This window comes from Flavobacterium sp. HJJ, from assembly GCF_015351475.1.
In the GTDB taxonomy this organism is placed as follows: Bacteria; Bacteroidota; Bacteroidia; order Flavobacteriales; family Flavobacteriaceae; genus Flavobacterium; species Flavobacterium marginilacus.
This window is the reverse complement of sequence record NZ_JADKPR010000008.1, coordinates 80,311-104,767: the sequence shown is the minus strand read 5'-3', so window position 1 is coordinate 104,767 and position 24,457 is coordinate 80,311. Positions and strand designations below refer to the sequence as shown.

General features: G+C 35.6%; 14 protein-coding genes. 10 read left to right on the top strand and 4 right to left on the bottom strand.

Going from position 1 to position 24,457, the window contains the following annotated elements; all coding sequences use genetic code 11:
- Window positions 1–572 precede the first annotated feature (572 nt).
- The 7 genes from IRZ80_RS08540 (at window position 573) to IRZ80_RS08510 (ending at window position 7,525) form a co-directional block, all read left to right on the top strand.
- Window positions 573–1,400 (top strand): prephenate dehydratase, encoded by an 828-nt coding sequence (locus tag IRZ80_RS08540; protein WP_194641141.1) that lies wholly within the window; start codon window positions 573–575, stop codon window positions 1,398–1,400.
- A gap of 92 nt (window positions 1,401–1,492) precedes the next feature.
- The gene (locus tag IRZ80_RS08535) at window positions 1,493–2,638 is read left to right on the top strand and encodes a pyridoxal phosphate-dependent aminotransferase (protein ID WP_194641140.1); all 1,146 of its coding nucleotides are present in this window, start codon (window positions 1,493–1,495) and stop codon (window positions 2,636–2,638) included.
- Window positions 2,639–2,813: 175 nt separating this feature from the next.
- The gene (locus IRZ80_RS08530) at window positions 2,814–3,665 is read left to right on the top strand and encodes a prephenate dehydrogenase (protein WP_194641139.1); all 852 of its coding nucleotides are present in this window, start codon (window positions 2,814–2,816) and stop codon (window positions 3,663–3,665) included.
- A 72-nt stretch (window positions 3,666–3,737) separates the two neighbouring features.
- Window positions 3,738–4,820, top strand: coding sequence for a bifunctional 3-deoxy-7-phosphoheptulonate synthase/chorismate mutase type II (locus IRZ80_RS08525; RefSeq protein ID WP_194641138.1), 1,083 nt, complete (start codon window positions 3,738–3,740; stop codon window positions 4,818–4,820).
- Between the two features lie 244 nt (window positions 4,821–5,064).
- Complete coding sequence (gene rsgA / locus IRZ80_RS08520; protein ID WP_194641137.1) at window positions 5,065–6,042, top strand: ribosome small subunit-dependent GTPase A; 978 nt, start codon at window positions 5,065–5,067, stop codon at window positions 6,040–6,042.
- A 49-nt stretch (window positions 6,043–6,091) separates the two neighbouring features.
- Window positions 6,092–6,544, top strand: a complete 453-nt coding sequence (dtd, locus tag IRZ80_RS08515) for a D-aminoacyl-tRNA deacylase (protein ID WP_194641136.1) — start codon at window positions 6,092–6,094, stop codon at window positions 6,542–6,544.
- A gap of 84 nt (window positions 6,545–6,628) precedes the next feature.
- Complete coding sequence (locus IRZ80_RS08510) at window positions 6,629–7,525, top strand: alpha/beta hydrolase family protein (RefSeq protein WP_194641135.1); 897 nt, start codon at window positions 6,629–6,631, stop codon at window positions 7,523–7,525.
- A 163-nt stretch (window positions 7,526–7,688) separates the two neighbouring features.
- On the opposite strand, the gene IRZ80_RS08505 is transcribed toward IRZ80_RS08510, so the two are convergent.
- The 4 genes from IRZ80_RS08505 to IRZ80_RS08490 form a co-directional block, all read right to left on the bottom strand.
- Window positions 7,689–9,494, bottom strand: coding sequence for an alpha/beta hydrolase fold domain-containing protein (locus IRZ80_RS08505; RefSeq protein WP_194641134.1), 1,806 nt, complete (start codon window positions 9,492–9,494; stop codon window positions 7,689–7,691).
- A 197-nt stretch (window positions 9,495–9,691) separates the two neighbouring features.
- Window positions 9,692–11,026: a right-handed parallel beta-helix repeat-containing protein gene (locus IRZ80_RS08500; RefSeq protein ID WP_194641133.1), complete on the bottom strand. Its 1,335-nt coding sequence runs from the start codon at window positions 11,024–11,026 to the stop codon at window positions 9,692–9,694.
- Window positions 11,027–11,096: 70 nt separating this feature from the next.
- Window positions 11,097–12,221: a glycoside hydrolase family 88 protein gene (locus IRZ80_RS08495; RefSeq protein WP_194641132.1), complete on the bottom strand. Its 1,125-nt coding sequence runs from the start codon at window positions 12,219–12,221 to the stop codon at window positions 11,097–11,099.
- A 13-nt stretch (window positions 12,222–12,234) separates the two neighbouring features.
- A complete protein-coding gene (locus IRZ80_RS08490; protein ID WP_194641131.1) occupies window positions 12,235–14,973 on the bottom strand; it encodes a glycosyl hydrolase in 2,739 nt (912 codons plus the stop codon).
- Between the two features lie 347 nt (window positions 14,974–15,320).
- Between IRZ80_RS08490 and IRZ80_RS08485 the strand changes: the two genes are divergently transcribed.
- The 3 genes from IRZ80_RS08485 (at window position 15,321) to IRZ80_RS08475 (ending at window position 24,444) form a co-directional block, all read left to right on the top strand.
- The gene (locus IRZ80_RS08485; RefSeq protein WP_194641130.1) at window positions 15,321–18,488 is read left to right on the top strand and encodes a SusC/RagA family TonB-linked outer membrane protein; all 3,168 of its coding nucleotides are present in this window, start codon (window positions 15,321–15,323) and stop codon (window positions 18,486–18,488) included.
- Between the two features lie 45 nt (window positions 18,489–18,533).
- Complete coding sequence (locus tag IRZ80_RS08480; protein ID WP_194641129.1) at window positions 18,534–20,636, top strand: RagB/SusD family nutrient uptake outer membrane protein; 2,103 nt, start codon at window positions 18,534–18,536, stop codon at window positions 20,634–20,636.
- A gap of 658 nt (window positions 20,637–21,294) precedes the next feature.
- A complete protein-coding gene (locus IRZ80_RS08475; protein WP_194641128.1) occupies window positions 21,295–24,444 on the top strand; it encodes a SusC/RagA family TonB-linked outer membrane protein in 3,150 nt (1,049 codons plus the stop codon).
- Window positions 24,445–24,457 lie beyond the last annotated feature (13 nt).

Below are 24,457 nucleotides of genomic sequence, written 5' to 3'. Positions count from 1 at the left end.
GCAAAATTTCATCAATTTTCGCAATCCAACCTTGCAGACTTTCTGTTTGCCTAACCAAATCTATGGACTTTCAGTCCATAGTAGTTTGGTTTTCAAGGTAATTCGTTATTTCGATAACTTATTTCTATTCTTTACGAAGTTATAACGATATTCAGTAATAGGTGAAATCGTTTTTATCAAAATTTTTATGGATAAAATTTCAAAAAAAAGCTGTTCTTGGAATAATCCATGATTTCTGGGGGAGTTTTCATTTTAAAATCAATAATTTTATTCGCTTATAAAGCTTCTTTTTTATTAAATAGTAGTTTTATAAGCAGTTTCACAAAGAAATCTTTTTTTGTTATACAAAATATTATTTTTATTTTGGGCGAGCCAAAATATGTTATACATTTGCATCAAATAATTGAAACACAAATAATACAATACAATGTCTAATAACCGTTTTTATTTTAGCAACTCTTTTTATTTCTTCTTTAGGAAGTAAGGGATTGTGCTATGGTTATTTGAAAATAAAAGAAACAAATAAAAATAATATACAATCCTGATGAAAATCAGGATTTTTTTTTGACCCAATGAAAACGAAAATTGCAATACAGGGAATTAAGGGATCTTTCCACCATCAAGTGGTTAAGGAATATTATGACAGTAAAGTAAGTGTTGATGAATGCATGTCTTTTGAAGAACTGGTAGCTAGTCTGTTATCTGGAAAATCAGATCAGGCGGTAATGGCTATTGAGAATTCTATTGCCGGACCGATAATTCCAAACTACGCATTGATTGATAAAAATAATCTGCACATCATTGGCGAACATTATTTAAGCATTCATCAAAATTTAATGGCACTGAAAGGCCAGAAAATAGAAGATATTCACGAAGTACATTCACATCCTATGGCGTTGCTGCAGTGTATGGAGTTTTTGAAAAAATACCCAAACATAAAATTGGTTGAAGACAAAGATACTGCCGAAACTGCCAGAAGAATACATGAAAAACAGCTGAAAGGAATTGCAGCAATCGCCAGTAAAACTGCTGCTGAAATGTATGATTTGGAAATTCTGGCTCCTGAAATCCAAACGATAAATAATAATATGACCCGTTTTGTGATTATCAACAGAGAAAATCATTTTGTTGACGAAAATGAAATAAACAGAGCTTCGATAAAATTTGAACTGGATCATAAACGCGGCAGTTTAGCAGCAGTTTTGAATGTAATGAGCGACTGCAAACTGAATTTAACTAAAATTCAGTCGCTGCCAAAAATTGAAACGCCTTGGAAATATTCGTTTTTCGTAGATGTAACTTTTGATAAATACGAAGATTTTGCCAAAGCCAAATCGTTATTAGAAATTATGGCGGAGTATTTTAAAGTGTTAGGAGAATATAAAAATACCAAACCGTAAATAAGTCTGAAAGCCGAAAGTCACAAGTCGAAAGTTATAATAGGAAAGCATAAAGCGTAAGGCGTACAGCCTAAAGCAAAAAAAATAAAATTATGATTACAACAGCAAAACGTTTAAATGTAGTTGAAGAATATTACTTCTCATCAAAATTGAGAGAAGTGAGACAATTAGCATCAGAAGGAAAACCAATTATCAATATGGGAATTGGAAGTCCGGATTTAAAACCATCACAGGCGGTTATAGATGCTGTTGTAAATGCAATGCAGGACGAAAATGCACATCAGTATCAAAGTTATCAGGGACTGCCGGAACTTAGAAAAGGAATGGCTGATTTTTATCAGAATAATTATGGAGTAGCGCTGGATCCTGCGGTTGAAATTTTGCCATTGATTGGTTCCAAAGAAGGGATTATGCATATTTCTATGGCTTTCCTGAACGAAGGAGACCATGTTCTGATTCCAAATCCGGGTTATCCTACTTATACTTCGGTAACTAATCTTGTTGGTGCTGTGCCGGTTTATTATGATTTGAAAGAAGCTAATAATTGGGAACCTGATTTTGAAGCTTTGGAAAAACTGGATTTGTCAAAAGTAAAAATCATGTGGCTGGGTTATCCTCACATGCCGACAGGAGCAAGAGGAAGTTTGGAATTGTTTGCAAAATTGGTAGCATTTGCGAAAAAACACAATATATTATTGATCAATGACAATCCTTATAGTTTTGTTTTGAATGATAAACCAATGAGTTTACTGCAGGTGGAAGGAGCAAAAGATGTAGCATTAGAGCTGAATTCTTTGAGTAAAACCTTCAACATGGCGGGATGGAGAGTTGGAATGGTTTTAGGAAGTGCAAGTCTTATTGATGCAGTGCTGAAAGTAAAAAGCAACATGGACAGCGGTATGTTCTACGGAATTCAAAAAGGGGCTGTTGCAGCATTGAATAGTGACAAATCCTGGTTTGAAGATATGAACAAAATTTATCGCAGACGAAGAATTTTGACAGAACAGCTGGCTGAAAAGTTAGGCTGTGAAGTATACAAAGAAGGCGTTGGTCTTTTTGTCTGGGCAAAATTGCCGGCAGGAATTGATTCGGCTGAGGATTTTATAGATAAGATATTGTATGAAAAATCAATTTTTATCACGCCGGGAACTATTTTCGGAAGCAATGGAGAAGGATATATCCGATTTGCGCTTTGTGTGAAAGAAGAGAAAGTGCAGGAAGCGATAGATAGATTTTAGATTACTGACTTCAGATTGCAGTTTATCAGAAATGACAAACTAAAATTGGAAAATATAAAGTTGTTGAGAAAATGGGATTCCTAGCCCTGATAGCAGTGGAAATCCTTTTATCCCGATTTTTTTTCGGGATAAAAGATTGCAACGAATAGCAGGATTAGCTCCAAAAAATTAGAATATGAATATATATGTAATAGGTGTTGGATTAATAGGTGGGTCAATAGCACTAGACGCTAAAGATTTGAATCCTGATGCTAAAATTTTTGGAATTGACACTAATGAAAAGCATTTGCAAGAGGCAGCTGCGCTTGGAGTTATTGATGATACAGCTATTTTTGATGACTTATCCAAGGCAGATTTAGTTATTGTTTCTGTTCCCGTGGACATAGCTATTGTGGTTTTGCCAAAGGTTTTGGATTTGGTTTCGGACTCGGCTATTGTTTTTGATGTAGGTTCGACTAAAATTCCAGTTTGTGAAGCAGTTGAAAATCATCCGAAGAGGAGAAATTTTATGGCCACGCATCCTATTGCTGGAACAGAGTTTTCGGGACCTTCAGCAGCAATCAGAGGGTTGTTTAAAGGGAAAACGAATATCATCTGTGAGGTTGAAAAAACAGCTTTTAAATTACAAGAGAGAGCATTGTGGCTTTTTTCGGCAATCGGAATGAGAATCCGCTACATGGATCCGAAATCGCATGATAAACATATTGCTTATGTGTCGCATTTATCACACATCAGTTCGTTCATGCTCGGGAAAACGGTAATCAATAAAGAAAAGGACGAGCAGGATATTTTTGATATGGCAGGTTCCGGATTTGAAAGCACCGTTCGTCTGGCCAAAAGTTCACCAGCGATGTGGACACCGATTTTTAAACAGAATAAAAAACAGGTAGTCAAGACGTTAGAGGAATATATCGCAAATTTGTCTAACTTTAAGGAGCTTTTGGTGAATGATGATTACGAAGCAATTTATAATGAAATGCAGAGCGTAAATAAAATAAGAGAAATATTAAACGGAATGAAAAAATAAGCAATTGCAAAAATCAATTGCAATATCAATAATAACAACACATAAAAATAATAAAAAGTAAATTTAGAAAAGATGGAAAACAAGAAAGAAATGAGAGATTGGTTGAACGAATTCAAATTGTCTCATCCATTCGTAATTGCAGGACCTTGTAGTGCTGAAACTGAAGAGCAGGTTTTGAAAATTGCTCATGAATTGAAAGATTCTGATGTTAGTGTTTTTAGAGCTGGAATCTGGAAACCAAGAACTCGTCCAGGAGGATTTGAAGGTGTTGGAGAAATTGGATTGAAATGGCTTAAAAAAGCTAAAGCTGAAACTGGTTTGCTTATGGGAACTGAGGTTGCTACTGCAGCTCACTGTAAATTAGCTTTGGAAAATGATATCGATGTTTTATGGGTTGGTGCCCGTACAACTGCAAATCCATTTGCGGTTCAGGAGATTGCTGATACATTGGCAGGAACGGATAAAATCGTTTTGATTAAAAACCCAGTAAACCCAGATATGGCTTTATGGTTAGGAGGAGTTGAGCGTTTATATGCTGCCGGAATCAAAAAATTAGGAGTTATCCACAGAGGTTTTTCTACTTACGAAAAAACAAAATACAGAAACATTCCAGAATGGCAGATTGCTATCGAATTGCAGAATAAATTCCCTGATTTACCTTTAATCATTGATCCATCACATATCACAGGAAACCGTGATATGATTCTTGAAGTGACTCAAGAGGCTTTGGACTTGAATTATGATGGTATGATTATCGAAACTCATAATGATCCGGATAATGCTTGGTCTGATGCCGCACAACAAGTTACTCCTGATGCTTTGAAACAAATTTTCAAAGATTTGAAAGTAAGAAAAGTGAGCGGAGATACAGCTGATTTTGAACAAAAAATGACAAAATTAAGAGCTAACATCGATGTTTTGGATGCTAATTTGTTAGACTTGCTAGGAAAACGTATGAAAGTTGCTGATGAAATTGGTCAAGTGAAAAAAGACAATAACGTAGCGATTCTTCAAAACAACCGCTGGAACGAAATTCAAGCCAAAATGGTAGCAGAAGGTGCTAAAAAAGGATTGACAGAAGAATTTATCACTAAATTATTCAAATCTATTCACCAGGAAAGTATCGAACACCAAGAGAGAATCTTGAATTCGTAATGATTTCAGATTTAACAATTTTTGATTTCAGATTTTGTTAGTTGAAAAATTAGATTTTATTAAATCCCAAAGCTTAAGGTTTTGGGATTTTTTGTTTATTTCGAAAATCTTCAATCAAAAGGCTTAGATTTTCAATCATAAATCAGAATTCGTTAATCTTCAATCAAAAATCATTTTATCTTTGCAAAATCTTAGGTTTTAAATCATAAATATAAAATCGTTAATCTTCAATCAAAAATCCTCTATGACAGGAACCGTTTATAAATCTACAGGAAGCTGGTATACCGTAAAATCCGAACAAGGTGATTTCATTGAATGCCGTATGAAAGGGAAATTCCGAATTAAGGGAATTAAAAGTACCAATCCGATTGCTGTAGGTGATATTGTCGATTATGAGCTTGAAGAAACCTCGGACAATGTTACGGGAACCATTCACAAGATTCACGACAGAAAGAATTATATCGTTCGAAAATCTGTGAATCTTTCGCATCAAATGCATATTATTGCGTCTAATATTGACCGCGTTTTTCTTTTGATTACGATAAATAATCCTCCCACAACGACCAGTTTTATTGACCGATTTCTGGTTACTGCTGAAGCTTATGGGATAGAAACGATTTTGGTTTTTAATAAAATAGATACTTTTGATGATGCCATGCTGGATGAACAGCTGTATCTGCAATACATTTATCAGGAAATCGGTTATCAATGTCTAAGAGTTTCTGCCACCCAAAATAAAGGTGTAGAAGAGTTAAAGCAGCTAATGATTGATCAGGTAACGATGTTTTCCGGACATTCCGGTGTGGGGAAATCTACTTTGGTCAATGCTTTGGAGCCTACATTACAGCTGAAAACCAAGACAATTTCAGAACAAAGCAAGCAGGGACAGCATACCACAACATTTGCAGAGATGTATGATTTGAGTTTCAACGCCCGAATAATTGATACGCCGGGAATTAAAGGTTTTGGGATTGTTGATATGGAAAAAGAAGAAATCAGCGGTTATTTCCCTGAATTTTTTAGGATTAAAGACCAATGTAAGTTCAATAACTGTCTTCACAAAGAAGAACCGCACTGTGCCATAAAAGCAGCACTGGATAAAGATGAAATCGCTTGGTCGCGTTATAACAGCTACCTTAAAATCCTTGAAGGTGATGATGAACATTACCGCACTGATAATTATGACGAGGATAGAAAAGCAAGTGATAAAACGAGGGAATAATAATATCAATATCAAAAATCAATAACAATTTCAATATTGAAGTTTTAAAATGAAAACAGTTATTCAAAGAGTTTCCTCAGCCTCTGTGAATGTAGAAGGAAATAAAATAGCCGATATCCAAAAAGGACTTCTTGTCTTAGTAGGAATCGAAGATACCGATAATCAGGAAGATAGTATTTGGCTTTGCCAAAAAATCACCAACCTCCGTATTTTTGGAGATGAAAACGACGTAATGAATTTTTCTGTAAAAGACATTGACGGTGAGATAATTATTGTTTCACAATTTACACTTCATGCTTCCACCAAAAAAGGCAACCGTCCCTCGTATTTAAAAGCTTCAAAGCCTGAAACTGCCATTCCGATGTATGAAAAATTTGTGAGTCAGATGGAAAAAGAACTGGGCAGGAAAGTTCAAACGGGTATTTTTGGCGCCGATATGAAAGTGGCATTACTCAATGACGGTCCTGTTACCATTATAATGGACAGTAAAAACAGGGAATAACAGATAAAAAAATCGGGAACTACCTGATAGTTGTAAGCAATGCTAACAAAGACCAATCAAAATGAAATTGTAATTACACTAAAAATGAGCACTAACTTTTTTTCTAGCATATTTTTTTGGTTATTATTAATGGTATTGCCAGAAATTGCATTTTCGCAATCTGACTTTACCATTCAAGAGGTAAAGTTTGAAAGTCAGGGTGTCACGCTTGCAGGCTCAATTGTAACACCTAAAAAAACAATTGCAGCAGTTGTAATTGTACACGGGTCTGATCCTGTAAAAAGAGAATTGGAATTTGCTAAGCGTCTTGCCAAAGAAGGTATTGCTGTATTGACGTATGATAAACGTGGAGTAGGAGAATCAGGCGGGGTGTATGTAGGGCCAACTGTTGGCACGAATAATATTGATATGACTAATCTTAATTTATTATCGCAGGATGCAAATTCTGCAGTAAATACATTTCGAACTTATTTGAAAGATAAAAAAACACCAATTGGATTAGTTGGTTTTAGTCAAGCAGGATGGATAATCCCAATTACAGCGAGTAAAAACCCGCAAATAGAATTTATGGTTTTGTTTAGTTGTCCAACAATTACAACTTTAGAACAGCTTCGATTTCAGTTTTATACTAATGGGAATAATAATTTTTGGGAAAATCATACAGAAACAGATGCTCGTGAACATACTAAAAATGACCCAGACAGATATCAATTTGTGGCGACTGACCCAAAAAAATCTCTCAGCACTCTTTCAATTCCTGGACTTTGGTTATTTGGAGAAAGAGATATACAGATTCCGGTAAAGATGTGTATTGAACAATTAAATACATTCAAAGTTCAAGGCAAACCTTTTGAATATACTTTATTTTCAACATTAGGTCACAATACTGTATTTGACAGTGATACAACACCTTTTGATATTTCAATTCAATGGATAAAACAGAAAACCTTGAATATTAAGAAATCTAAAACATCAAAATAAACTACTGTTACTGTCTGCAATACAATATTTGCTACAGGAGATTTGGGCATTTGGTTTAATTTAAAAATGGTCTTGTCGCTGGGAGTTTTGGCAAATCCGAAAACAAGGTATAATTCACCCCAAATCTCTTGAAGCAAGCAAATGATAATTTCTGAAAAATGAATTACTCTTTTTTCAGATTGGCAATAATTTCTGGATCAACCTTGATAACCGTTCCGTGTCGCATTCCTTGTGGAAATGAAACTTTATCTGAAATATCTTCCCAGCCCGTTTCGGTTTGTTTTATAGCTCCGTATTTTTTTGAAGTATATTTGTCAAAATAGACAACCCAATTCCCATCAATTTTGATAGCAGTTGGCCCTTCTGCCCAGTAATTTCCTGTAATCGGAGTACTTGCTTTTGAATATGGACCAGTCAATTTATCGCTATAAGCAACTTTAAGATTTTTTTGTACTGGAACTTTGGTTTCATCTTTTAAAAACATCACATACCCTTTGTCTTGTTTCAAAATAGTAGCATCGATCACATTAAAGCCTGGCTCATAAAGGAGTTTTGTTTTGCTGAATTTTTTAAAATCTTTTGTAGTAGTATAATAGATTCGGTGATTGTATCCTTTTTCTTCTTCAGATTTGGTTTCCAGAAATTTCCCTTCAATTGTACTTGCCCAATAAATCATATAGGTTGTTGATTTTTCGTCGAAAGTAATTTCGGGAGCCCAAGTATTCCGTGTGCCCGTTTCATATTCCATTACTGGCAGAAATTCCTGTTTTGACCAATGAATTAAATCTTTGGATGAAGCATAGCCAATTCCTTTGTCAGTCCAGCTTACCGTCCATACCATATGAAATAAACCATCACCGCCTTTAATAACGCAGGGATCTCTCATTAATTTGTCTTTACCAACTTCGGGAGTTAAAAAGTAAGTATCATTTTTTAAGGTCTGCCATTCGTAACCATCAGTACTGCTGGCAAAATGAAGTCCGTCTTCGCCATTTCCTTTAAAATAAGAAAATAAATAAGTTTGTTTTTCTTCTAAAATTTTATTTGCGATTAACCAATTTTTGCAGGCAGCAGGCCAATACGTTTGTGTTCCTTTCGTTCCTAAACCAAAGCCATGACCTCCATTTTGATACAAATGCATCTCTGCAGGAACTTTGTTTTTCTTTAATGCTAGATAATAATTAATACTGTTTTCTACAGGAACAGCATGGTCATCAGTTGCATGGACTAAAAATGCAGGAGGCGTATTTTCGTTTACTACTTTTTCATTCGAATATTTTGCAATTAAATCTGCAGAAGCGTTTTTCCCTAAAAGACTTTCTTTGGAGCCATTATGTGTAATTCCATCTTCCATAGAAATTACAGGATAAATCAGCATCGAAAAATCAGGACGCGCGCTAATATCGTCTTTGCTGTCATATATTTTATCTAGATAATGAGTTGAGGCAGTTGATGCCAAATGACCTCCTGCCGAAAATCCCATAATTCCAATTTTAGAAATATCCAGATTCCATTTTACAGCATTTCGGCGTAATGTTCGTATGGCTTCCTGAGCATCCTGAAGCGGTGCAACAGTTTTATCCGTCATAATATCATCTGATGGCAAACGGTATTTTAGTACAAAAGCCGAAACTCCTATCGAGTTAAACCATTTTGCAATATTGATTCCTTCTTTGTCAATCGACAAAACGGTATAGCCTCCGCCTGGGCAAATGACAACTGCAGCGTTTTTGCCTGAGTCATTTTTTACCAAAAAAGGCATCAAAGTGGGCTCTGTGACTTTTCGTATTCCTGTTCGATTGCCTTGAGCATCCAGTCGCGGTTCTTCTTTGTAAGCGTCATTTTTAATAGCCCCAGGAATTTGATCCCATAATGGAAACGCAGCACTTTCCTGTGAAAAACCGTTAATGGAAAATCCAAAAAAAAGCACTGTTCCAAAAAGTATTCTTTTGTTAATTCTATTTGTCATTTTTATAAAATTTTATTTCTACAATGTAACTATAGTTTAATTGCTTATGCTCCTTCGCGTCTTTAGTTTTAAATTTTCAACCCGAAACTAACATGGTATTTCTTTCTGCAGAATTCTTGTCAATGCGCATAAAAACTGAAAATTAATAATAATGAAACATAAAAAAAATAGTTTAGGCTATTTTCATATTTTAGTATTTATTTTTTCTCAAAACAGCCTAAATCAGGAGCTTCTCCATTGAAAGGGAAGCCAATATCGGTTCCCGCATTTATAAGCTTACTTGAAGGAGCCAGCTTTAAAAAATCGTTGTTAGGAAGACTTCCGTCGGCTTGTCTTGGAGCGGTCAGTAAAGTTTCGTCCAGACTTAAAAAATCAGCAGCAGTAATTGAAATGTCTGCTAAATCAAAATAATTATTTTTCAATATACAGCGGGATTTATCAATATTTCCTAATTCCTTTACTTTAGCAGCGAAGCCTAAGTTGTTTGCCAATTCATGATTCCAGCCAGGACCGTCAGTTCCAAAATCATCTGGGTTAAATGCCACGCAGTTAAGCATGTCATAGTTTACTCTGTTTTTATAAGCAGTATTATTGTGCCAATAGTTCCCTTCTAAATGATGATTAGCATAAAAACCGCCTTGTTTATTTCCTACAGCAAGACAAAAGCGGATTGTGTTTTTAGGAATTGGAGCGTAATTAGCAATAAGGTTGCTATAGGGATTTCGGCCTTTACCGTAGCCGCCGGATTTAAAACCATTTCCGTCACCGCGACTTACAAAATCAGATGAAAAACCATTATAAAAAGCCCAGCAGTTTTCTATTAAAACAGGTTCGGCATTATTGATTAAATCAAAACCGTCATCGCTGTTAAACCAAGCACGACAGCCTCTAAAAACATTATTAACGCTTCCTTTTTTTAGATGAGCACCAAATCCATCTGTGTTTCCGCCTCTTCCGCCTTCAGAAACAGAGTCCCAGTTATTATAAGCATCACAATTTAATATCAGATTATCTGAACCGCTCAGCATATAAACTCCGATTGCCATATTGTTGTGTATTTTCAGCTGTTCCAATATGTTTTTGCTTCCTCTGATTTCAAAACATTCTGATTGCGTGTGCGAGTTAATTGTAACCTGAATGTCTATTGTTTCAATACCTTTTACATGAATATTATTACCGCTTACCAAAAAAGCAATTATTCGAAAGCCGGCTGGTTTAATATTTTTATAATCAAATACCGGAATCTCATTTTTATAGGCTAAATAAGAAATGTTGTTTTTGTCCAATTTAGTTACATAAGCCATAATGCCTTTTTTTTCAGCAATTTGATCTTCTCTCATAGTGTAAATACCGCCTCTTATATAAACAATATCTCCAGAATCAGTTAATTCCTGTGCTTTTTTGATGGTTTCAACGGGTTTTGTAATGCTGCCATCATTAGTATCATTTCCTTGAGGAGCAACATAAAATTCTTTAGCTGACAGAAGAAAGCTTTTCAAAAAAATGAGGACAAGTAAAATTCTATATTTCATAATGATGGGATTATTGTTTATTAAAAAGGGAAGCTGTTAAACCTCCCTTTTTACTATTTAATCATTAGTATTACTTCATTTTATAAATTTCAGACCCAGCTAACAGGAAACAGCCCAATCCATAATCTTCAAAATCAGGGATTTTATCATAATTTAACGGCTGACCGTCTTTTGGCTCTTTTCCAGTAGATTGTAAATAACCTAAGAAACCATCTTTATGCAGACTTTCGGCTGTTAATGCGTTCCAGGCTTTTTCAACAACTGGTAAATAGATTTTTTTATCTAAGATGCCACTGTTGATTCCGTAAGTGATTCCATAAACAAACAAAGCAGTTCCAGAAGCTTCTTTTTCTCCAAAATTAGTCGGATCATGTAAACTCACATTCCAAAATCCGTCTGTTCTTTGAATTGGCACTAAGGCTTTGGCCATAGCCTGTAAATCTTTTACATATTGATCTCTATGCGGAGCGTTCTTTGGAATTATCGTCAGTACTTTTGCAAGAGCAGCAATAACCCAGCCATTGCCACGGCTCCAGTAGCAGTCTTCGCCGTTTGGTTCTTTGTATGGAGCATCAAAATCGGCATCTCTCCACCACAATCCGTCTTTTGGATTGTACAATCCATGATCCCCGTGATTGTTTCTGGAGAACATGTACATTTCATACATTTTCTCGAAATAACGATTGTCTTTTTCTAATACGCCCATTTTGGCAAAAACTGGCATTCCCATTTGTATGGCATCAATCCATGACCAGTCATTGTTTTGAGGCGTATTGAGAAGCATTGCAATATTTGCTCTGGTATTTTTTAATTTTTTTGCATCTGGCTCTAAATTATACAAATCGATGTAAGTCTGAGCAGCACAATAATTATCGGCATTTCTAGTCGTGTTACCGCCATTAAAACCCCATTTATGAAATTCTGACCAATCATATGCATAGTTATAATAAATGTCTTTTGGATATATTTCATGCAAAGCCATCAATCCTTCATAATAAACTCCTCGTGTCCATATGTTGCTTGGGCGTTCTTTGTTGGTAATAATGGTTTTGCCAGTATCAGGCCATTTGTCCATAAAATATTTATTAGCCAATTCCATTTGAGACAAAACTGTTTTTTTGTCGAATGTCTGTTGTGCTTGCGTCGCAGTAGTATAGGCTAAAATTGACGTGATAAATAAAATTAATTTCTTCATTTTTGGTATTGATTTATTTCGTGATTTCGTTTTTTAAAGGAGTAATAGAAACAGGGCCTAACAATCCTGAAGGAGTCGGATCCCATTTGGTTGCATCAAATTTTTTATAATCCTTGTCAACCATATTGATTTCATAAAATATTTTCCATTCTATTCCTTTGAGTTCCATATCGCGAATTCTGTTGGCAGCCAGATTGGTAACCTGAATTTTAAGTTCGTTTTTACCTGGTTTCAATCTGCCAATGTTTAATTGATAAGGAACAGACCAAGCCGTTCCGATAAATGTACCGTTTAACCAAACTTTGGCACTTTCGCGGACATCACCAAGATTTAGAGTCCAATTTTCGGCAGTAGTTTTTGGACTGTCAAACTGCAAAGTGTAAGTGGCAGAACCCGAAAAAGCTTCGGCTTGCGGTGATAATTTTGTCCAGGACTCCAAGGCTGTTATTGCAGCAGGCTGTGGAAGTTCAGGTCCGCCTTTGTCAAAATTTAACTGCCATTTTCCGTTTAAAGGAACTGTAGCAGATGCTGTTTCCCAATAGTTCCATTTTTGCTGGCTTGCTGTATTTTCTGTAATCAGTATCAGTGATTTTCCAGCTTCGATATGTAGTTTTACAAGTGTCTGATCATTCGATTTTTGCACAATAGCATTGCCGTACAGATTAGTTAACGGATCATATATAACTACTTCTTTATTACCGATTTGTAATGGAATCATTCCTTCAATAGTTTTGTTGGTATGATTTACTAAATAATATAGTTTTTCGTTGTCAAGAGTTCTTCGTGTGAATTTTAATCCAGTTTGAACCAAACTTTCAGGATTGATATTCTCTGAACTTAGGCTTTGAAAAATATCCGAAACAGGCTGTGTTAAGCTTTTATTCTCGGCTAATATTTTTTGTAATTCGGCATTCTGTTTTTCATATTCATTAAATCCAGGAACAGATTCCGGCAGCCCTTCAAAGATAATTTTAGCTCCATTTTTCTTTAAATCGATTAACTTTTTTAATGTTTCCAATGGCATTGTTCTGCAGACTGGGACAACCAGTGATTTGAAATTTCCGCCTGGCAAAACTATTAATCCGTCTTTTACAACTGCCTGTTTTATAAAGGAATCCGAAATGAAATCGACGCTATAGCCTTTACTCATTAAGTTTTTGGTAGTGTCATAAAATGAAGTTCCATAAAGCCATTCTGATAAAGAATGAATTTTGAACTGCATAAACAGAGAGCCTTTGTCGTATTTACTCCAAACGTCATAAATAGGCCAGTACAATAAAATTTCATTGTCCGGTTTTCCTTGTTGAAGCAAAGATTGACAATTGGCGATATAAGAAAATAATGCAGGAGCATCTTCCCAAATAGTATTGTTGCTGTTGAAATTTACGGAAGCATAAAATTTCCATCCTGGCCACGCAGCTCTGTCTGGAGAGTAAGTAGAACCGTGTAAAAAAGCGTGATTGACACCGTTTAAAAATAAGTCTTCTACTTCGGGTTTACATTGTGACAACGCGGTTTTAAAGTGTTCTCTAAGCCATGTAAATGATTCTGAAGAAACTAAAGGTTTTCCTGAAATATGCGCTGCAGATGATGAAAATTTCAACATTACCGGATCAGCATCGCCTTCGCGGATATCCTGTTTTTCACGTCTAAAACCTGGAATGTCATAAGGCATTGATCCAAAGGTTTCGCATTCTGGAATATCGGCAGAAGCGTATAAATCGATTAAATTCCCAGGTGATCCATGTGCCTGCAGTTTGGTTTTGTAATTTTTGCTGTTTGCCCATTTTGTCCAAGGGAGATCAAATTTATTCAACAGTAAATCAGAAATAGTTTCCCTATAATCACTTTTAATTCTGTTGCCTATTTCATTGTCGTTCTCGCTTAACAATTCCGGAATATGCATTTTTAAATCATACCCTCTGCGTTTTTTAAATTTCTGAAGAAACAAAGGAGTGAAATCGGTTCCATATACTTCATAACTGTCGTTAAAAATGGCTCTTAACTTTCCTTCAAATCCTACTAATGCATTGTCAAAAGGAACAACATATTCGTTGAAAGCAAGTTCCGAATAATGATCTAAAGTGTATCCTTTACCTCCAGGTGCTGAACGTTTTACCTGCTGTCCTGTTTTACCTGCAAAAACGGCATACAGGGTGTAATTTGTTTTTTTTGCCTTCCAGTTCAGCAGATTTGCTTTTAATTGGTCTGTCAGGTCAAAATAAGACCCATCGTCTCCATATGCTGAAACCGATATTAATTGTGCTGGTATTTTTTCTTTTTCAGGATCGGCTTTTATCTCTTTATTAAAAAGTTCGTTTTTTTTAACTTGGTATTTTTCTACAACTAGTTTTGTTGCTGCATAAGGAAGTGTAACCTGCGGACCTCCATAAGGCCATCCCGTTCCAAGAACCATATCGACCTGCATTTTCAGGCTGTCTGCAATTTTTACAGTATAGCCTAACATTTCCATATATTTTGGCGATAGATAATCTATAAAATTATTTTCTTCGCCTTTTACACCGTATATGGGAGTAATCTCTACACCGCCGATTCCCGCTTTGTGAAAATCGATTAAACTTTTTTTCAGGCCGGGTTTGTCTACGGCATTTCCCATCCACCACCATCGGACCCAAGGCTGATTGATATTGCTTATTTCCTGCAAACGAAATTTAGATACAGTTTGTGCAGAAGTTATAGAAATAAATGTTAATGCGATTACTGTAAATAAACTAGCTTTTTTAACTATCATTTGTGGCTAATTAGTTGTTGATATAGTATGGATATAAAGAACGTAAAAATAGAATTATGTGCTTTAATAGGTGTCCTGTTGCGTCCTGTTTGTTAAAATTGAGACTTTCTTAAAATTTTATTTTTTTGTAATCAATGTTTTATGAAATTATTTCAAAAAAATATTTTTTTTTGAATAATTCTTAACAACACCTAAACAACTTATTATGAATATTTTAACAAGAGATTTGTTTTTATTAAGGATTTCTATACAATAAAACATAGTCATGTTGCAGGATACTGCAGGATAGTAAGCGTCATAATGATAAATAATTTTGAGGATTAATATTAACCTATATTTAACTTTTTATGAAAAATAAAACAAGTCTTTGGGTTTTTATGGTTTTGTTTGCTTTGTTACAAACGGTAACATATGCGCAGAATAAGGCCATAAAGGGAGTAATTACAGACCCAACTGGATTACCAATTCCTGGAGCAAATGTGACGATTAAGGGATTAAAAAAAGGAATAAGTTCTGATTTTGACGGACATTATTCTATTGATGCCAAGACGGGCGACATTTTAGTTTTTAGTTTTACAGGAACAAAAACAATAGAGAGAGTCGTTGGAACTTCAGATGCTTTAAATGTGACTTTAAGAGAAGAAACAGCTACTCTTAATGAAGTAGTAGTTATTGGATATGCCGCGGTTAAAAAGAAAGATGTGACAGGATCTGTATCGAGTATCAATGCAGAAGCTTTGACTTCTAGACCAGTAAATAATGCTATTGAGGCCTTACAGGGTAAAGCTGCCGGAGTGGATATTACATCAAATCAGCGTCCAGGTACTGTTGGAACAATTCGTATTCGTGGTAAGCGATCTATAGGCGCAAGCAGTGAACCGCTTTATGTAGTGGATGGAGTGCCTTTGTTGTCCGGTTCTGGTATCGAAACGCTTAATCCAAAAGATATTGCAACTATCGACATCCTTAAGGATGCTTCTGCAACAGCTATTTACGGATCTCGTGGTGCAAATGGGGTTATCATTGTAACTACAAAACAAGGTAAATCTGGTCAGTTCAGCTTGAATTATTCGGGAACGGTTACTACATCTGATATAGTTGACAGATCACCGTCAATGAGTGCTGAAGATTTTATAAATTTCAGACGTTCGGCTGCTTACAATCTTAATCCAGCTACTTATGCAAGTCCGGATGCTCCTACGTATGCAAACGACAAATTGATTTTTGACAGTGCACTTGACGGACAGTCTACCAGAGATAATGTCTTGAATGGCTGGGCTAGTGGTACTTGGGATCCTTCTAAGGTAAAGAATACTGATTGGACAGATTTTGTAACCCAAACAGGAATTACAACTGAGCACGTTTTGAGTGCAAGTGGTGGATCAGATAAAGTGAACAGTTATGGTTCATTTGGATACTTGAATAATGAGGGTACTCAAAAAGGGCAATCATATAAACGTTATAGTGCAAAACTTAGTAGTAATATTACTCCTGTTGACTGGTTTAAAATGTCTTTAACGTTGAATACTTCTTGGAGTGAGCAAGATTATGGTATGTCAACTTTAGGAGCAAGCAGTAGTACAGGACCTAATTCAATCTATTTAGCTGCCAAATCAATTTATAATATGGCGGTTCCTTATGATGCGAATGGTAACTTATTAATAAATCCTGGAGGAGAAAGTACTATTTATAGTATTATGAATGAATGGGACAAAAGTACTCAATTGTCGCAAACGATGCGTATTTTAGGTAGTTTCTCGGCAGCAGTAAATATTGGTAAGATTTGGGAGCCGTTGAAAGGGCTTACTTATAAGTTGAATTTTGGTCCTGATTTCCGTCATTGGAGAGAGGGGGTTTATATTGATGGAACATCTGTAAATAGGATGAGTGCAGGTGGAATTGTAGGGGCAAATTATGCTAGGCTTCAAAATCGCCGCGATTTTTCATGGACTTTAGATAATATAATAGCATATGAACGTACTTTTGCAGAGAAACACAATTTTGGCGTTACACTTGTACAGTCTGCATCATCTTGGAATTATGAAAATTCATCGATGAATGCTAATAATATACCTTATTCAAAATTTACATGGAATGCTTTCGGGACTGTAGATGTTACTAATGCTGCTAATAAAGTAGGAATTAGTTCTGGAATTACTGAGCGCCAATTGACGTCCTACTTGGGTCGTTTGAGCTATGGATATGATGATCGCTACTTGTTGACAATGTCTGGGCGTTATGACGCGGCTTCTCAGTTGGCTGAAGGATTTAAATGGGATTTTTTCCCATCAGCTGCACTTGCGTGGCGTATTAATAAGGAGGATTTCTTTAAAAATGTAAATTGGGTTCAAAATCTAAAACTTCGTTTAGGTTTTGGTTCAACAGGTAGTGCAAGTGTAGATCCTTATGCGTCAAAAGGTTCCCTTACTTCTGTTTACGTTCCTTTCAATGGGATGCCTAACGAAATAGCTTATACTACTAATGAGCCTAATTATACAACTCCAGCAAACATGGTTCCAATGGCTAACAAGGTGCTTGGATGGGAAATAACAACACAGTATAACTTGGGTGTTGATTTTGGTATTTTGAACAACAGAATTAACGGTAGTATCGAGGCCTATAAAACTTATACGAGTGATTTAATTTTGAATATGCCTGTTTCTACAGTAACAGGTTATGCTTCAACATATGAAAATATTGGCAAGACAAGTAATAAAGGTATTGAGCTTACACTTAATTTAATTCCGGTGCAGTTAGAAAATGGATTTAGCTGGGAAACTAGTTTGATTGGTGCTTGGCAAAAAGATAGAATAGAAGAATTGGCTTATGGAAAAAATGACATGGTAGCCAATAGATTGTTTATTGGTAAATCTATTGATGCTCAATACGGTTATGACAACCTTGGAGTATGGCAAAACACTCCTGAGGATCTTGCTGAAATGGCTAAGTGGAATGCTGTCCCTGGCGGAGATAGATTTACGGTAGGTAATGTTCGTCCTAAAGACCAAAATGGTGATTACAAAATGACAGAAGCTGATAGAGTAGTTCTTGGAAACAGTAATCCTAATTGGACAATGGGCTGGAATAACTCATTTAGTTATAAAGGTCTTGAATTGGGTGTTGAAATATACGGCCGTATGGGATATACTGCAAATTTAGGAGGAGAAGCAATGACGGCTCATGCAAATCAGCGTGAAACGGATTATTGGACACCATCAAACACGGGTGCTGAGTTCCAAAAGCCTATTCTTGGGCAAGCAACAGCTGGTTCAAAGGATGTATATTCTGGGCTTCTTGGATTCACAGATGCAGCATTTGTTAAGATTCGTAATATTTCTTTGGGTTATAATTTTCCTAAAGATCTTGCTTCTAAAATTGGTGTAGCAAATATGAAATTATATGCTCAGGCAATAAATCCGGGTAATATTTATCAATCTTTGAGCTGGTACGATTTTGATGTAAATGCAACATTTTATAACAGAAGTTTTGTTATGGGACTTGAAGTTGGATTTTAATAAATAATTTAAGTTGTAAAAAACTAACATTAAAATAATTGTAAAATGAATAAATTTAAAAATATTGGAATCGTTTTTTTAGCAATGATGGGGCTATTGTCTTCATCATGCTCAAATGATTTCCTTGACGAGGAGCAGGTAAATAAATATTCGGCTGCCTATTTTGACACACCTCAAGGGCTTACAGATCTGACAGAGTCTCTTTATGGTAATATTAGATGGCATTTTGGTTATGAATGGGCTTATGGAATCAATCTTTATGGTACTGATGAGTTTACAAATGCAAATGACCTGACAAATGAAATGTGGAATACTTACGGTAATAGTTTGGGGCCATTAGGAGCAACTAAAGCTACAGGTGCGGCCAATGATAATGCGACTTCTCCAGCAGCACTTTGGGATGAGATGTATTATGGTATTGCATCTGCTAATACGATCATTGCAAAAGCACCAACAGTTATTACTGATGTAAAAGTTCGTAATCGTTGTTTGGCTCATGCTTATTTTTTGCGTGGCTATAATTACTATCGTCTTACGGCTCAGTATGGCGGTGTAGTTCTTCAGACTGTACCTATCGTCGGAACAGTTGTCCGTAATTTTACTCGTTCAAGTGAAGAGGATTGCTGGAAACAGGTTATATCTGATTTACGTAATGCTTACAGTCTTTTTGAGGGTGAAGTTTTTACTTATGGTAAAGGAATTACATGGACTAAAGCTACTGCAGCACACTTCTTGGCAAAAGCATTATTGTTCCGCTCTTCTGAACGCAATGATGCTTGGAACAGTGCTTATAAAACAGACGATTATAAAGAAGCAGCTGATGCATGCAGCTACGCAATTAGCTCTCGTGGAGCGTTAACGCCAAACTATAGTGATTTGTATGCTAACTGGACTGGTATCGATTGTCCAAATGAGCAGCTTAATGAAATATTGATGGCGGCTGGATTTAACGGAGATGCTGTCGCGGAAGGCCGATTTGGAAATCAAACCTATAATTATTTTGCTCCTCAATTTTCAAGTTTCGCAGGTGGCTGGGTCGCTCGTGGTATCTGGATTGGATCGATGGATTTTCAGCGTTGTCGTCCTACTGAGTATAGCTATGGTGTTTTTGATCATGTAAATGATGCTCGTATGTGGAAAACATTTAAGACAGTTTACGGAGTAAATACTGTAAAGACTCCTAATCCAAATAATGTAAAGCTGGGTGATCCGGGTATTGTAATGATTTTAAATGACAAAAATGATAATACTTATAATGGATTTACCTTTGGTTGCTTTAGTCAAAACCCGACATGGAAAGATAATGCAGGCCGTTTACCAGAATGGAGTATTGCTGGTCGTCAAAAAGCTACATCTGGATCTTTGACAAGTAAAGTAGGGCAATTTGTTCCAAATGCATCAGTTTTATATCAAAATGGTGTTTATGTGGCGCCTAAGTTTAAAAATCAAGATGTTTGTAATTTCTTTGCAGGTATTAATAAAACAGATGATGGGTCACGTACAGCTGAAAAAGGTAATGCTCATCGTGACGTAATCATGGCACGTCTTGGTGAAACTTATCTTTTGCGTGCAGAATGTTATGTTCGTATGGGACAATATGGTAATGCAATGAATGATATTAATGTTGTTCGCAGCCGTGCTCAATGGAAAAGCGGAGAAAACAGATCTTATTATAGTGATGGTTCTCAGGCATTTGAGAAAAACTCTCTGAATACAGGTGCAGCAGCAACAAATTATGTTAATTCAAACCTAAATATGAATACCTACTATTTGTCTAATCCGGGAGTGGCGGTAACTACTGCGGCATCTGATTTGACATTAAAATCATTTCCTGCTAATTTACCAGCAGAAGATGAAGCTATTATTGCTAAAGTAGGAGCTTCCGGTGATAAAGAAAGAGCATTGAATTTTATTTTAAATGAACGTACTCGTGAGTTATTAGGTGAATGGGACCGATGGGAAACTTTGTCACGTACAGGAACTTTAATTAAAAGAGCCAAGGCATTTAACCCAGAGGCAGTATTCATTACGGCAAATAAGCATGAACTTCGTCCAATTCCGCAAACGTTTATTGATGGCGTGTTAAATAAAGACGGATCGAATTTGTCAGCTTCACAAAAAGCGGCTTGGCAAAATCCAGGTTATTAATCTTTTTTAGTTTTTAAATATGAGAAGGAGGCTGTCTATTTTAGACAGCCTTTTTTTCTGCTTATAATCAGGAGTTTTAATATATTGTTTTTCTCAGTGTGTACTTCAAAGCACTGCCGTTAAGTTTTTAATACTTCCCAATATCATGAAAAACATAATTTTCTTTTCTCTATTTCTTCTAAGGGCATATGTCGATAATATTACAACTAGGTCATCTGATATTGCTGTAAGATTTTGTTTTTATTGTCTATAAAATACATTTGATGGAAGACTATAAATTCTAATTAAATTATCGGCTTGAAATTGTTTGTAAAAGTTAAAAAGTCATAGATGCTATAGTTTTAAATTGATCTGTAATTTGAAATATTTAATGATTTTATGATGTAATTTTCAGTATGATATTTTTTTATGAATAAAAAAACATAAATAATTTAAAAAAGCATAATTTTTTATGATTATTCAATTTTTTAACATATTTTTTAGTATTTAATTTCAATTCAATCGATTGCACAGTATATAAAAGATAAAAATCCAATAATAATTTTATAAATAGCTGATAATTATGAATCTGTAAATTGAAATACAGGACAGTACAGGATAGTGTATGAAAGTGTTCTAAATAAATTTGAGTTAACTAATTAACTAAAATTTAACTTTTATGAAAAACAAATTTATTCTTCTGCTCATTATTGCGGTGCTTTCATTACTGGATTCATCACTCTATGCGCAGAATAAAACTGTAAAAGGTGTTGTCAAAGATGCCGCGGGAATTCCTATCCCTGGTGTGAATGTGCTTGTTAAAGGTGTTGCATCAAAAGGCACAAGTACAGACATCGATGGTTCCTATTCTATTGAGGCCTCAAAGGGATCTATTCTTGTGTTTAGCTTTGTCGGTTTCAAATCTGAAGAAAAAACAGTAGGAGATGCAGGTAATTATGATGTCTCATTAAAGGAAGCGGGTAATTCTTTAAATGAGGTTGTGGTTGTAGGATATGGTGTAAGAAAGAAAAAAGATTTAACAGGCTCTATTGTTAGTGTCGATGCAGAGGAAATTGCTTCCAGACCCGTTCAAAATGCTGTTCAGGCTATGCAGGGTAAAGCAGCAGGGGTAGATGTTGGCTCAAATGAGCGCCCTGGACAGGTAGGATCTGTTACTATACGTGGAGCTCGTTCAATTTCAGCTACCAATGCGCCGCTTTATGTAGTAGATGGGATTCCTATTAATACAAAACTGGTGGCCGATTCAGCAGGAAAAATCACTGTTGATGCAAATTCAGGGGGGATTGATTTTTTAAATCCTAATGATATTGAAACAATGGATGTTTTAAAGGACGCTTCGGCAACGGCTATTTATGGTTCTAGAGGAGCCAATGGGGTTATTATTATAACCACTAAAAAAGGAAAAAATGGAAGACTTACATTAAACTATGACTCTTCTGTCATCACAGAAACTATACACGAGAACGCTCCAATGATGTCAGCTGGAGAATATATTGAATTTCGTCGTTGGGGTAAATATTATTCTAGCCCTCTTAGTGCTACTAATCCAGCAGGCTTTCCAAGTGGAAATGCACCAACTATTGCGAATGACAAAACTATTTTCTTAGCTTCAGCCGATGCAGCAGCTTGGGCAAACATAGCAAAAGGATGGAGTAAGGATAGTAATGGCAATGATGTGTGGGATGGTTCTAAAGTTGCTACTACTGATTGGACTAAATTTGTTACCCGTACAGGAATTACTCAACAGCACAATTTAAGTGTTAGCGGGGGTACTGAAAAAATGAAAGGTTATGGTTCTTTCGGTTACTTAGATAATACAGGTACTCTCTTTGGTCAGGGTTATAAACGCTATAGTGCAAATGCAAATGTTGATATCACGCCAACCAAGTGGTTCTCTATGGGAGTCAATCTTAATACTAGTTATACCATTAACGAGTATGGACAATCGAACACAGGAAGAACGGCTGTTACAAGTTCTACAGGTATATATGCTACAGCTCGTACAAATCTTCCTTATGCAGTTCCTTATGACGCTAATGGAAATAGAATTGATAGCCCAGGTGGAGATTCTACAATTAGGACTCCTGTAGACGAATATAAATATTCACAAGATCAGCGTGTTACTTTGCGTGCTTTTGCTAGTTTATATACTCAGTTTGACTTAGGAGCGATTTCTTCAGTACTTGATGGATTGAAATACCGTATAAATTTTGGTCCGGATTTAAGTTCTTATCGTGATGGAGTTTTCTTAGATGCAAAATCAGCTATTCGTTCCGGAACAAGTTTTGCTTCCTTAACAAAGGAGGAAACTATTTCTTATACACTAGACAATTTGATCTTTTACAACAAAACTGTTGGGAATCATAATTTCGGTTTAACTTTATTAGCAAGTCAGACACAATACCATAATGAATCAAGTTCTATGTCTGCCAATTCTATTCCAAATCCTGAGAATAAATGGAATGCTTTAACTCCTTCCAATGTAACTTTAGCAGGTTATTCTTCTGGATTGAATCAAACAGCTTTATTGTCTTATATGGGAAGAATCACTTATGGTTATGCAGATAAATACCTGCTTACTGCTTCTTGGCGTAGGGATTATGCTTCTCAGCTGGCACCTGGGCATAAAGGTTCTGATTTTCCTAGTTTATCTTTAGGATGGCGATTAGATAAAGAGTCATTTATGAAAGGAACCACTTGGATTGATTTGTTAAAATTGAGAGCAGGATATGGTGTGACAGGTAATTCCGCTGTACCAGCTTATACAACTGATCCAGCATTGACAGGAATTCTCTACGGTACGAGTTCAGGGGTTGTTAATAATACTTCTTTGGCTAATCAATTATTGGGTTGGGAAGAAACTACACAGTTTAATTATGGTTTGGATTTTTCCATGTTAAATAGCAGAATATCGGGAGCTTTGGAATATTATACAAGTAATACTACTGACTTATTATTTAAAAGAAGCGTTCCTACTCCTATTGGAGTTAGTACCACTTATCAAAACGTTGGAGAAACAGAAGCAAATGGAGTTGAACTTACTTTGAATACTATCAATGTTAAGGCTAAAGACTTTGAATGGAGTACTAATTTTAGCGGTTCCTATCAAAAAAATAAAATCGTTACTTTACAGAATGGTAAAGTTAACGATATCAATAACAGCCTCTTTATAGGTCAATCTCAAAATGCAATTTATGGTTTCGAATCCAACGGAATCTGGAAACCAGAAGACGCAGCGGAAATGGCTAAATTCAATGCTATAACTCCAGGGGCGTTTACATTTGGTAGTGCGAGACCTGTTGATCAAAACGGTGATTATAAAATTGATGCTACTAACGACCGTGTGATTATAGGCAACAAAGACCCAAAATTTATAGTAGGTATGACAAATACTTTCAATTATAAGAATCTTGATTTGTCTTTCTTTGTATATGGAAAAATGGGATATATTTATGATACAGGTGGTGAAAATGAAGGAGCAAAAGGCAGTCAGAGATCAATTAATTATTACAATGACAACAACACCAACTCTGAATACCAAAAACCAATCTATTCAGCAGGAACAGGTGATTCCTATTATCCTACTTTAGGATATCGTAATGGTTCATTCTTAAAAATGAGAAATATCTCTTTAGGGTATAGATTCTCAGATGACTTGGTGGAAAAAATAGGGCTATCTAAACTGAGATTGTATTTTCAAGTAAATAATCCTGGTATGGTTTTCACAAAAGTTAAGTGGACTGATTTGGATACGCAAACTACAGCTTCAAACAGAGGAATTACAATGGGAGTAAATGTGCAATTCTAAAATTGAATTTTAA